Consider the following 12329-nt stretch of genomic DNA (forward strand, 5'->3'; position numbering starts at 1 on the left):
ACACAAATCTGTGTGATCGTTCATCTGCATTTCATTTTAGATATTTAACCTGTCTACTTGACAGGGGGCATATCATCCGGACAGCAGCCGTCTCGTCGTTCTTTTTGTGGCTCTTGTCTGCAATTATGCAGACAGGGAAATTCCTTTTTATTTCACAGTGATCAATTCGTATTCTTTCTGTCCAAGTCCGATCTTCACTGCATGCTCAATAGAGGATTCCCAGTTAGTCTCCGGGAAAATGGTGTGGAAATGGTCGTGGTGATGTTCTTCTTCCGTCATCTCTCCCAGAAGACTGTTCTTGATCTCCGGCTGTGCATTGACCGCGTCAGCGCAGGCCATATCCAGGGCTACCGGGTCAAAGGAAGCGAACATACCGATATTTGGCACAATGGCCGCGTCATTTTCCGCATGGCAGTCGCAGTACGGGGACACATCGATCACAAGGCTGATGTGGAAATTGGGGCGTCCGTCCACAACGGCTTTTGTGTACTCTGCAATCTTGCAGTTTAAGATATCATTGGACTCATCGGAAGCCGGCTGTACGGCATCTTTTGGACAGACACCGATACATCTGCCGCAGCCCACACATTTGTCGTGGTCAATATAGGCCTTTTTGTTCTCGAACTGCGGGGCATCATGGGCACAGACCTTTGCACACTGTCTGCATCCGATACACAGATCCTGATCTACATGAGGCTTTCCGGCACTGTGCATCTCCATCTTGCCTGCACGGGAACCACAGCCCATACCGATGTTTTTCAGGGTACCGCCGAATCCGGTAGCCTCATGGCCTTTGAAATGAGTCAGGGAAATAAATACATCTGCGTCCATGACTGCACGTCCAATTTTTGCCTCTTTTACATACTGGCCGCCCTCTACGGGTACCAGTTCCTCATCTGTTCCCTTCAGGCCGTCTGCAATCAAAACCTGGCAGCCTGTTGTGAGAGGATGGAAACCGTTTAAGTTTGCGCTGTCCAGATGATCCAGCGCATTTTTCCTGCCTCCTACATATAATGTGTTGCAGTCGGTGAGGAATGGTTTTCCTCCCAGCTCTTTTACTACGTCTGCAACAGCCTTTGCATAATTCGGGCGAAGAAAGGCCAGATTTCCGGGCTCTCCGAAATGCATTTTGATGGCAGCGTATTTGTCCTCAAAATCAATTTCGCCGATGCCGGCCGTTTTAATCAAACGCTGAAGCTTTGTCAGCAGGTTGTCTCCATTTTTTACACGAAGGTCTGAGTAGTACACTTTAGATGCTGTCATTCGTTAATCCTCCAATCTATGTATTCTGGAGATAATTTTAGCATTTAACTATATAAGATACAAGACAAAATGGAAAAAAAAGCAATATTTGGATAGTATCCGGCATATATATCAATTTCTGACATTTTCAGTCCATGGAAAGTGTGATAGAATAAGTAACAGCGCAAAAAATATACCCACACGTTTGGCAAACAGTGAATTGCAGTTGTGGCAGAGTCTGTGATAGACTAAAAAGAGAAAACAGAAAAATCAGGATACCGGTTTACAGGGAAAAACCTGCGCCGTATCGTAAAATACACAGAAGACAGGAGCAAAAGACGAGATGAGCAGAAAATTATATCTGGAATGTTATTCGGGAATCAGCGGTGATATGACAGTGGCCGCGCTTACGGACCTGGGAGTGGAAGAGGCGTATCTGAGGCAGGAGCTTGCCAAGCTGCATCTGGACGGATACGAGATCAAAATATCCAGGACAAAGAAAAACCAGATCACAGCGGCAGACTTTGATGTGATACTGAAAGAGGATGGAGAAATGCACGGCCATAGTCATGACCATTCCCATCCCGGGGAAGGACACGAACACAGTCACAGCCATTCCCACAACAGTTACAAAGAGATCAGTGAACTGATCAGCCAGTCAGAGCTGAATTCCCGTGTCAAAGAAATGAGTCTGAAAATCTTTCACGTCATTGCAGAAGCGGAGGCGAAGGTCCATGGAATGCCTGTGGACCAGGTGCATTTCCATGAGGTGGGGGCTGTGGATTCCATAGTGGATATAACAGCCGCAGCCATATGTCTGGACAAGCTGGGATTTGACAGCATCCTGACTTCTGAACTCTGGGAAGGAAAGGGAACCACCTGGTGTCAGCACGGCAGGATCCCCGTACCGGCTCCCGCTGTGCTGGAGATGATGGCTGACCACAGGATACCCGTAAAATTTACGCCGGTGGAAGGGGAGATGATCACACCCACAGGCGCGGGAATTGCAGCCGCTCTCACTGCGGAAAGAAAACTCCCTGAGCGTTTTGTGGTTGAAAAGGTCGGTGTGGGAGCAGGGAAAAAGGATTTTCCCCATGCCAATATTCTGCGTGCCATGATCCTGAACACGGATACAGATGCTGTATCCGAAAAAAAGGAAAAAGCGGCCGGCAGTACAGAGAACAGGAAAAATGGGGCAGATAATGCTGTGAAGACAAATCAGGGAATTGCCGCAGGTTCGCTGAATACTGTTACCGTGCTGGAGACAAATGTGGATGACTGTTCCGGTGAACAATTGGGGTATGCCATGGAATGCCTGTTACGGGAAGGGGCACTTGACACCTCCTGCATACCCGTATACATGAAGAAAAACCGTCCTGCCTACATGCTCCAGGTCATCTGCAGGCCGAAGGATGAGGAGAAAATGGAAACTGTCATTTTCCGTGAGACCACCAGTATCGGTCTCAGAAAATACAGGGAGGAGCGGAGCATCCTTCCAAGAGAGATCATCACAGTCACACTTCCGGACGGACAGGAAGTGAGGGTTAAGAAATGCAGCCATCACGGACAGGAATTTTTTTATCCCGAATACGAAGATATGAAAGTCGCCTGCAGAACAGCAGACCGCAGTTTCCCGGAAGTCTGTAAAGAGGCTGTGGACGCGGCGGATAAGAGAATGAACGGAGACGGAAAATGAATCAGAATTTTACAGAGAAAGAAGAAGCATTATATTCTATTATGAAGAAATACACAGACCGGGATGTGTGCATCGCTTTTTCCGGCGGTGCGGACAGCAGCCTGCTGCTGAAACTGGCTGTGGATTGTGCCGCAGAGGGCACTAAAATATATGCAGTGACTTTTGACACGGTGCTTCACCCGTCCTGCGATTTAGATATCGCAAAAAAGGTGGCAAAAGAGATGGGGGCCATCCATCAGGTGATTTTTATCAATGAGCTGGATAATTCTGCTATTCAACACAATCCGGTGGACAGATGCTACCAATGCAAGAAAATGCTGTTCCAAAACCTCATAACATTTGCCGGGAAGGTCCATGCGGCGGCAGTCCTGGAGGGAACCAATGAGGATGACCTTCATGTATACCGGCCGGGCCTTAGGGCAGTACGTGAGCTGGGGGTAAAAAGTCCTCTTGCCGAAGCGGGTCTTACAAAAAAAGAGGTGAGAAGCCTTGCAGAGAAGCTGGGAATCTCCGTGGCAAACCGCCCCGCAGCCCCCTGCCTTGCCACCCGCCTTCCCTATGGGGCTGATCTGCAGCCGGATATCTTAAGGAAGATCGAAGACGGTGAGACATATCTGAAGCAGGCAGGGTTTCCGGTGGTGAGACTGCGCCTGCACGGCAATATTGCAAGGATTGAGATTCCTGTATCTGATTTTTCTGCATTTATAGAAAAGAGGCAGGAGATAACAGACAGATTGAAACAGACAGGATTTTCTTATATTACATTGGATATGGAAGGATTCCGAAGCGGAAGTATGGATGAGACGCTTTCTTGACTGGCCTGATCTGTGAAAAGCAGCAGCCCGAGACAAGAGTCGAAAAATAATATACGTTTCTGCTTGCAGGCCGTGAAGAAATAGTATATGATATAGGCAATGGAAAAGAAAATATAAATATCAAAAAACGAGGGCACTGTGATATCTCACAGTACCCTCGTTGTGCGTCCGGCGGCAGGGAACATCATCCTGCTTTGTTTCAGGGAAGCATAAGAATCCCGGAATAGTCAAGCCCAGCAAATACCCGGTTGGCCTTTTCCTGGTTCTTCTGAATGATCGCGGGGCTTAATCCTGCGATCCGGACTGCTATGGTGGGCAGCAGATCCAACAGCCGCCGGAAATCACTGCTGTTGATATCCACATCTTTGTTCTGCAGGATCAGTTCACGTCTGGCACCGTACTCTGCGGCTGCGCACCAGTAATAAGATTCCGGTGTGATATCCACATGAAAATAGTTCAGTATTTCCACCTGTTTTTTTCTGACAGCCCCATGGAAGGCAGGGGGAACCAGATCACTCTCATTGACCTCCAGGTGAAAAGAGAGGATATGGGAATCGCGAAAAATCTGTGTCATCATAATGTTGGACTGCAGCATATGAGCCTGCAGCTCATTGTCGAGAAGTCCCTCTGCCTGTGCGGCAATAAAATCCTGGATTTGACAGAGATAATCCATATATATTTTATCCAGCAGTTCCTGTTTTTTAAAATGATAATTGACCAGTCCCACCGGTACATTTGCTTTCTGGGCAATCATCTGGTATGTGGTCTTCTTATATCCATTCTCGTACATCAGCCGGCGAGCGGTCTGGTAAATCAATTCCTTTGTCAATATTCCGTTGGCATACTGCATGAAATCCCCCCTTATTTTTCTACATCCATTTTTTACATAATATCACAGATTACGTGGACATGACAACGGAAACCTGCTACAATGAATATTATATAAAATGAAAAATATTCAAAATTGAAAGGAGGGAAAATAAGTAACTGCCAATCACACGGAGAAGGAGGATGAAATGGAAAAGAGAAAAGAAAAACTGGGGGGATATCTGAAGGTATCCTATGGTCTTGCGGATTTGGGGTTTATCTTTATGGTCACCATGTCGAATACATATCTGCTCATGTTTTATACAGATGTGGCGGGAATCATGGCAGCGGCAGCCGGAACACTGATGATGGTGGGAAGAATCATTGACAGCTGCAGCCCGCCGGTCATCGGTGCGGTGATAGAAAAGAGTCATATGAAATGGGGCAAATACAGGTCCTGGCTGATCATCGGCGCGCCGCTTATTTTCGTCACCAATGCACTTATGTTTTTGAATAATCGTATTTCCATGCCGGCAAAGGCAGTTTTGGCCTGTATCGTCTATGCAGTGTTCTGTATCTCCACAAACATTGCCTACACGGGATATACATCCATGAATTCATCCCTTACCAATGACCAGAAAGAGCGTGTACAGCTCTCCACGTTCCGCGGACAGGGAAATGCCCTGGGAAAATGTCTGGCCGGATTTCTGCTGATTCCCCTGATTACCATATTAGGCGGAGGAAAAGAGATGAATGCCGGAGGTTTTTTCCTGGCTTCCATAGTGGCGGGGATTGTGTGTGTGCTCCTGTATGGCAATCTGGTCTGGGCTTCCAAAGGAAAAGATATTCAGAGTATGCCGGGGGATTCAGGAAAAAAAGACAGTCTGAAAGCGGGGGAAATGCTGGGGCTTGTCTTAAAGAACAGGAATCTGATGCTGCTGTTTCTGACAGATGTGACCCGCATCTTAAGTATGCTGGTCATGTACGCCATGTTCCCTTATTTTTTCAAATATGTGGTGCATGATATCAACGGCGCGGCTCCGTTTTTCGGGGTGGTCAATATTCTGGCTTTTGTGGGGGCAAGCAGCGTGCCCTTTGTCACAAGATTTTTATCGAAACGAAACGCTTATATCACCGGAAATCTTGTACTGGCAGCGGGAATGATTCTGGCCATTCTGTTCAGCAGCAGCGTCACCGCGATCATTGCCTTGATTTCCGTGGGATACATCGGCTATTCCTGGGGAAATGTGGTGAATACCTCCATGTACGCGGACACTGTGGATTACGGGGAATGGAAGACCGGGAAGAATGCCAGGGGCCTGTACTTTTCCATGTTCCAGCTCTCCATCAAGATCGCTGCGGTATTCAGCACCGCCATAGCCGGTTTCGGGCTTTCCATGGTGGGATATGTGGCAAATACAGAACCCACCGAACAGGTCATACGCGGAATCCGTGTCATCTCCATGGGACTTCCGGCAGGTCTTTTGATCCTGGGGGCAGTGCTGCTTGTGTTTTATGATCTGAGTCAGAAGAAAATGGAAAAGATCCATGAGGAGCTGTCACAGCGCAAGGCGGAAAATAAACAACAGATGGAATAGAGAAAAAACAGACAGGTACAGCGTAAAACTGCTGCCATAATCGGACAATGATCAAAGCCTGATATCTGAAAAGTCAATCCACAGATCATCATATATATTTGCTTTTATTTTATCGTGGAATGTGTAAGTACCTACTTGGAAGTGAGTTTCTTCAAGGTTATACACGAGGATTGTCTGCGTGATCGGATCCACGATCCAATATTCCCTAACTCCTGCGTCGGCGTACAGGTTTAGCTTCCGGATGTAGTCATGACTGGAATTACCAGGCGAAACAATTTCAATAATCCAATCCGGCGCCCCGGTACAACCCCGGTCTGTAAGCTTGTCACGGTTATATATGACGCTTATATCAGGTTCAACGATGGCTTTCTTATCCTCATATAATTTAACAGCGAATGGGGCAGGGTAGACCTCACAGAAACCGGCTTTTGATTTGATATAATTATTTATGGCAGTGTGTAGTTCATCTAAAATTCTTTGGTGTACCCGGCTGGGTGCTGCCTGGTAATAGATTTGACCGTCAACCAGTTCAGCCCGGACAAGATAAAAGCGGGAGAACAAAAGTTTGTAAAGAAAAAACACTTGACACTATAAGAAAGATGTTGTATGATACACAAGGTGATGATGAGTGGAAAAAATTGTAGAACAGACTTTACTGTACGATTTCTACGGTGAACTCTTAACAGAGCATCAGCGCAGAATATACGAGGATGTAGTGCTGAATGACTATTCTTTGAGCGAAGTAGCCGAAGAGCTGGGAATCAGCCGGCAGGGTGTTCATGACAACGTGAAGCGCTGCGGCAGGATCCTGCAGGATTATGAGGACAAACTGCATCTGGTGGAGAAGTTTGTGAACATCAAGGAAAAGATCCACCGCATCCGGGAATTGACCGGACACTGTGAGGCCATGAGTAAACAGGAGCTGGTCACAGAAGTGGAACACATTTCCCAGGAAATATTAGAGGAGTTATAGCAGATGGCATTTGAGAGCTTAACCGATAAACTTCAGAATGTATTTAAAAACTTGAGAAAAAAAGGCCGTCTGACCGAAGCCGATGTAAAAGCAGCGCTGAAAGAAGTGAAAATGGCACTTCTGGAGGCTGATGTAAGCTTCAAGGTGGTAAAACAGTTCATGAAATCCGTCCAGGAGCGGGCAGTAGGTGCTGACGTCATGTCAGGATTGAATCCGGGCCAGATGGTGATCAAGATTGTAAATGAAGAGCTGGTCAATCTGATGGGCAGCGAAACTGCAGAGCTTTTGTTAAAGCCGGGAAGTGAGATAACTGTTATCATGATGGTTGGTCTCCAGGGTGCAGGTAAAACAACCACAACCGCGAAGCTGGCCGGCAAGCTGAAGTCAAAAGGACGTAAACCTCTCCTCGCAGCATGTGACGTATACCGTCCGGCAGCTATCACGCAGTTACAGGTGAACGGAGAAAAGCAGGGCGTGGAAGTATTTTCCATGGGCGATAAGCAGAACCCTGTGAATATTGCCAAGGCAGCATACGAGCATGCGAAAAAAGAAAAATTCAATGTTTTGATTCTGGATACCGCAGGCCGTCTTCACATTGATGAAGATATGATGAAAGAGCTTGCAGACATCAAGGAAGCCCTTGAAGTGGACCAGACTGTTCTGGTAGTTGATGCCATGACCGGTCAGGACGCAGTAAATGTGGCAGAGACCTTTGGAGAGAAAGTCGGCATTGACGGCGTAGTTCTTACAAAATTGGACGGCGATGCCAGAGGCGGTGCGGCATTATCCATCAGGGCAATCACCGGTAAACCCATTTTATTCGTGGGTATGGGAGAGAAACTTTCGGATCTGGAACAGTTCTATCCGGACCGTATGGCATCCCGTATTCTGGGAATGGGCGATGTGATGAGCCTGATCGAGAAGGCACAGGCCAATCTGGATGAAGAAAAAGCCAAGGAGATGGAGCAGAAGTTCCGCAAGAATTCCTTTGGTTTTGACGATTATCTGGAGAGTATGAACCAGATGAAAAACATGGGCGGCTTATCCAGTGTACTGAACATGATACCGGGTATGGGCAGTCAGATAAAAGATATCGACAGCATGGTAGATGAGAAAGATATGGCAAGAAAAGAAGCCATGATCTTATCCATGACACCCAGAGAGCGCTCTCATCCGGAGATCCTGAACCCATCCAGAAAAGCGAGAATCGCCAAAGGGGCAGGAGTGGATATGGCGGAAGTCAACCGTCTGGTCAAACAGTTTGAACAGGCCAAGAAAATGATGAAACAGATGCCCGGACTTATGGGCGGCAAAGGTGGTAAAAGAGGAAAATTCAAACTTCCCTTTTAACATATAGAAGAAAAAAACCAGGAGGTGAATGAGATGGCAGTAAAAATCAGATTAAGAAGAATGGGACAGAAAAAGGCTCCTTTCTATAGAATCATCGTTGCAGATTCCAAATCCCCGAGAGATGGTAAATTCATCGAAGAGATTGGAACATATGATCCGAACCAGGACCCAAGCGTTTACAAAGTAGACGAGGAAGCAGCAAAGAAATGGCTTGCTAACGGTGCACAGCCGACAGAAGTTGTTGCTAAAATCTTAAAAGCGGCTGGTATCGAAAAATAGGATTCCGGGAGGTAGCTTGTAATGAAAGAATTAGTAGAAGTAATTGCAAAGTCTCTTGTAGATTATCCGGATGAAGTTGCGGTAACGGAAACAGAAGAGGACAATGCCGTTCTGGTAGAGCTGAAAGTGGCTCCGGCAGATATGGGCAAAGTCATCGGCCGTCAGGGAAGAATTGCCAAGGCAATCCGTACCGTAGTGAAAGCTGCATCTTCCAAAAGCGACAAAAAAGTAGTCGTAGATATTTTACAATAACTGGACCGGCTGCCTTTCGGGGCGGCTTTCGGTACAGGCGAGGAATACGGCGGATGATATCCGTTCTGTGTAAGCGGGAGCTGTCGCGGTAAATTTTACTGCATCAGCCCCCTTTTTTCATTACAAAGAGGGCCGCAATAACGTGATGTTTTATAATAGGAAGGAATTTGATCATGGAAGATTTATTACAGGCAGGTGTGATCACCACCACCCACGGAATCCGCGGGGAGGTCAAGGTATATCCCACCACTGATGATGTGCATAGATTTGAAGACCTGGACAGCGTATTGCTGGATACAGGCAGGGAGTATATAGAACTGGAAATTGAGAATGTCAAATATTTTAAACAGTACGCGATCCTGAAATTCAAAGGAATCAACAACATCAATGACATAGAGAAATACAAAGGCAGAAGTCTTTATGTGACCAGAGACCAGGCCATTCCCCTGGATGAGGACGAGTATTACATTGCAGATCTTATCGGACTTGATGTTTACCTGGAAAACGGAGAGAAATTCGGTGTCCTGAAGGATGTGATGGAGACCGGAGCCAATGACGTTTATATTGTAGAGACGGGGGAAGGGAAAGAAGTGCTGCTCCCTGCCATACACGAGTGTATTCTGGATGTGGATATTGAAGAAAACAGGATGGAGATACATCTGATGGACGGACTTCTGGATTAAACAGGTGACTGCTTTGGCGGCTGATTAGATACAGATATTATTTGTGCTGCTTTTGGGCAGCGGAATGGAGATTACGATGAATTTTCATGTGTTGACCCTATTTCCGGATATGGTGCGGCAGGGGCTGGATACCAGCATCATCGGCCGGGCCATGAAGGAGAAACATATATCTCTGGAGACAGTCAATATCCGGGATTTTTCCGATAATAAACATAACAGGGTGGATGACTACCCATATGGCGGAGGCGCCGGTATGGTCATGCAGGCAGAGCCGGTTTACCGGGCCTATTGTTCCGTTGCCGGGAAATCCCTGGCGGCAGAAAAGGGCAGAAAACCCCGCTGTATTTATCTGACCCCACAGGGAAAGGTATTTAACCAGACAATGGTGGAGGATTTTGCCCAGGAGGAGGAGCTTATCTTTCTCTGCGGGCATTATGAAGGCATAGATGAGCGTGTCCTGGAGGAAATCGTGACGGATTATGTTTCCATTGGAGATTATGTGCTCACCGGCGGGGAACTGGCTTCTATGGTTATGATCGATGCCATTTCACGTTTTGTACCGGGCGTTTTGAGCAACGAGGAATCTGCCCAGTTTGAATCCATGCAGGACAACCTGCTGGAATATCCTCATTTTACGCGGCCTGAGACCTGGCATGATAAAAAGGTGCCAAAGGTTCTGCTGACCGGTGACCATAATAAAATTGAAGCCTGGAGATGGGAGCAGTCCCTCAGGCGCACAAAAGAGAGGAGACCGGATCTTATGGAGAAAAACAAGACCCTGACCGTGGCGTATTTCAGCCCCACAGAAGGAACAAAACATGCAGCGGAGATGCTGGCCGGCATGCTGTCACAAAATCCACAGTATCTGGATTTGACAAGAAGAAAATTGAGAAAACAGAAACACAGCTTTACAGAGAAGGACCTGCTGCTTGCCGCAGCGCCTGTCTATGGCGGACAGCTACCCAGATTGCATGAGGCGCTGTTTACAAACCTGCAGGGGTCCCATACACCGTGTATTTTAATGGCAGCATACGGCAACCGCCATTATGACCATACACTGGCGCAGATGAAGAAAATACTGGAGGACAGGGGATTTTACTGCATTGGGGCAGTGGCGCCTGTAATTCCTCATATTTATTCCGATAAACTGGGAACCGGACGCCCGGATGAGGAAGATATGCAGATTTTCCGCAAGTTTGCGGTGACAGTAAAGAAACGGCTGGAGGAGGAGTTCCATGGCCCCGTCGAGCTTCCCGGAGAAGCTGAACCGGAACCAAAGCAGATGAAACCGGTGGCAAAATTCTGGGATGGGGATAAGTGCAATGGCTGCCAGGCCTGTGTGCAGAAATGTCCGGCTGCCGCCATTGATAAGGAGACCTATGAGGTGGATGAAAGTCTGTGCATCAACTGTATGAGATGTGCGAGAGTCTGTCCTGCAAAAGCCAGAAGCTATGACTGTGGGGAGGTTCAGAAATATCTGGAATCCAATTATATGGAGAGACGTGAAATAGAGTGGTTTTAATTCAGTGAAAGCACTGGAGGCATAGTATTAAACTCTGCTTCCGGTGCTTTTTTTGTGAAGCTTGTCTGTTGTTTTCACTTGCGTCACATATTAGCGTCAGAATAGTCATCCGGAAGGCTGCTGCCAGGTTCCGGGTCCCCGTGAAGCCGGTTGATTTGAACCAGGCACATTAACAGAATTCCGAACATGGAGCCGACCAGGAATGATACAGCGATAAAAACGATCATAGGATAAACCCAGCCCTTCTTTTATAATATTTGTGAACAGGTATTCTAATATATATTATATTGCAAATATGGGATGTTTATTCAGTAATAAGAATATTAGATGGATAATCTGACAGATTTATATTTACAATAAATTATCTGGAACCAGTGAAGGGGAAAGTTTTGAAGTTATTTTACTGCCTTTAAATATGAGGTGATGATGTCGATCAAAAAGGTGCGTTTATCCGAGGGGCAGGTTTCAATCAGTATTTTGATAGAGTTTAAATCATTCAGAGCCTTCTGTTCTCCAAAGAGCAGGTAGTCAATATTAATATGCAGTGCGGATTTCAGCTTACACAGAGTGTCCACGGACATCCCCTTTTGTCCCAGTTCCAAATCATAACAGAAGCGTGGTGTGATATCCGCCTTTTCAGCCAGTTCCTCCCGGGTATATCCCAGTAATTCCCGTTGCTGCTGTATCCTTTTTCCTACATAAACTTTGTCAATTTCCTTCATTTTTTGTCCTCCGTATATTTTATTTATGGAAAAATATCCCTTTGACTACGATACCAGAAATAAAACGGTAAAAAATGAACTGTAAGGAGATAAAAAATGTGCTCAAGGTTCGTTTTCATTACTGCTATAAGAAGATAAAATCTAAGTTACAATAAAATGTAATTTTTTTACAGGCACTTTTTAACTGGTTATTATAGATAGTATTCTGAAAGTGCTGTTTTTTATGCAAATGGGACGTCGAAAAAAATTGCTTTATGAAGTGCTGTGTCGTTCGTGAGGCTGCCGCAGATGCGTGTGCTGCGTTCTGCCCCCGGCTAATTGGATTTTCATTACGTGAGAAAGAAAAATGGCGTAGCGGTTCAGTTATGTTAATATGACGAATGGAAGGAG

Annotated in this window: 14 protein-coding genes and 1 pseudogene; 10 read left to right on the top strand and 5 right to left on the bottom strand. The window is 46.4% G+C overall.

Annotated features, from left to right (window positions below; genetic code table 11):
- Positions 1-147: 147 nt before the first annotated feature.
- On the bottom strand, positions 148-1263 hold the full coding sequence (locus tag WMO65_RS24910; protein WP_148392796.1) for a DUF362 domain-containing protein: 1116 nt from the start codon (positions 1261-1263) through the stop codon (positions 148-150).
- A gap of 322 nt (positions 1264-1585) precedes the next feature.
- On the opposite strand from WMO65_RS24910, the gene larC reads away from it, so the two are divergent.
- A complete protein-coding gene (gene larC, locus WMO65_RS24915; RefSeq protein ID WP_148392795.1) occupies positions 1586-2938 on the top strand; it encodes a nickel pincer cofactor biosynthesis protein LarC in 1353 nt (450 codons plus the stop codon).
- Positions 2935-3753, top strand: coding sequence for an ATP-dependent sacrificial sulfur transferase LarE (gene larE, locus WMO65_RS24920; protein ID WP_148392794.1), 819 nt, complete (start codon positions 2935-2937; stop codon positions 3751-3753). The genes larC and larE overlap by 4 nt, the downstream gene beginning before the upstream one ends.
- A gap of 199 nt (positions 3754-3952) precedes the next feature.
- Here the strand turns inward: larE and WMO65_RS24925 are convergent, their stop codons facing one another.
- Positions 3953-4603 (bottom strand): TetR/AcrR family transcriptional regulator, encoded by a 651-nt coding sequence (locus tag WMO65_RS24925; protein WP_054352467.1) that lies wholly within the window; start codon positions 4601-4603, stop codon positions 3953-3955.
- Between the two features lie 166 nt (positions 4604-4769).
- On the opposite strand from WMO65_RS24925, the gene WMO65_RS24930 reads away from it, so the two are divergent.
- Entirely contained in the window at positions 4770-6158 is a 1389-nt protein-coding gene (locus WMO65_RS24930) for an MFS transporter (protein WP_148392793.1), read from the top strand.
- Between the two features lie 51 nt (positions 6159-6209).
- On the opposite strand, the gene WMO65_RS24935 is transcribed toward WMO65_RS24930, so the two are convergent.
- Positions 6210-6740 carry a Uma2 family endonuclease gene (locus tag WMO65_RS24935; RefSeq protein WP_148392792.1) on the bottom strand — a complete coding sequence of 177 codons (531 nt, stop codon included), beginning with the start codon at positions 6738-6740 and terminating at the stop codon, positions 6210-6212.
- Between the two features lie 46 nt (positions 6741-6786).
- Here WMO65_RS24935 and ylxM point away from each other — a divergent pair, with 46 nt between their 5' ends.
- The 7 genes and pseudogenes from ylxM to WMO65_RS24970 all read left to right on the top strand — a co-directional run bounded on the left by ylxM (position 6787) and on the right by WMO65_RS24970 (position 11217).
- Entirely contained in the window at positions 6787-7131 is a 345-nt protein-coding gene (gene ylxM / locus WMO65_RS24940) for a YlxM family DNA-binding protein (protein ID WP_033142798.1), read from the top strand.
- 3 nt (positions 7132-7134) lie between these two features.
- Entirely contained in the window at positions 7135-8481 is a 1347-nt protein-coding gene (gene ffh, locus WMO65_RS24945) for a signal recognition particle protein (RefSeq protein WP_033142799.1), read from the top strand.
- A gap of 33 nt (positions 8482-8514) precedes the next feature.
- A complete protein-coding gene (gene rpsP, locus WMO65_RS24950; protein ID WP_033142800.1) occupies positions 8515-8760 on the top strand; it encodes a 30S ribosomal protein S16 in 246 nt (81 codons plus the stop codon).
- Between the two features lie 21 nt (positions 8761-8781).
- Positions 8782-9012 (top strand): KH domain-containing protein, encoded by a 231-nt coding sequence (locus WMO65_RS24955; RefSeq protein WP_018597481.1) that lies wholly within the window; start codon positions 8782-8784, stop codon positions 9010-9012.
- A gap of 173 nt (positions 9013-9185) precedes the next feature.
- A complete protein-coding gene (rimM, locus tag WMO65_RS24960) occupies positions 9186-9695 on the top strand; it encodes a ribosome maturation factor RimM (protein ID WP_033142801.1) in 510 nt (169 codons plus the stop codon).
- Between the two features lie 76 nt (positions 9696-9771).
- Positions 9772-10464 (top strand): annotated as a pseudogene (gene trmD / locus WMO65_RS24965) (tRNA (guanosine(37)-N1)-methyltransferase TrmD); the annotation flags it as partial.
- A 513-nt stretch (positions 10465-10977) separates the two neighbouring features.
- On the top strand, positions 10978-11217 hold the full coding sequence (locus WMO65_RS24970) for a 4Fe-4S binding protein (RefSeq protein WP_334303738.1): 240 nt from the start codon (positions 10978-10980) through the stop codon (positions 11215-11217).
- An 83-nt stretch (positions 11218-11300) separates the two neighbouring features.
- On the opposite strand, the gene WMO65_RS24975 is transcribed toward WMO65_RS24970, so the two are convergent.
- Both WMO65_RS24975 and WMO65_RS24980 read right to left on the bottom strand, forming a co-directional pair.
- Positions 11301-11444, bottom strand: a complete 144-nt coding sequence (locus tag WMO65_RS24975) for a DUF3789 domain-containing protein (RefSeq protein ID WP_118594115.1) — start codon at positions 11442-11444, stop codon at positions 11301-11303.
- A gap of 168 nt (positions 11445-11612) precedes the next feature.
- Positions 11613-11939, bottom strand: a complete 327-nt coding sequence (locus WMO65_RS24980; protein WP_033142803.1) for a helix-turn-helix domain-containing protein — start codon at positions 11937-11939, stop codon at positions 11613-11615.
- Between the last annotated feature and the right edge of the window lie 390 nt (positions 11940-12329).

This window comes from Blautia caccae, assembly GCF_040095955.1.
GTDB lineage: Bacteria > Bacillota > Clostridia > Lachnospirales > Lachnospiraceae > Blautia > Blautia celeris.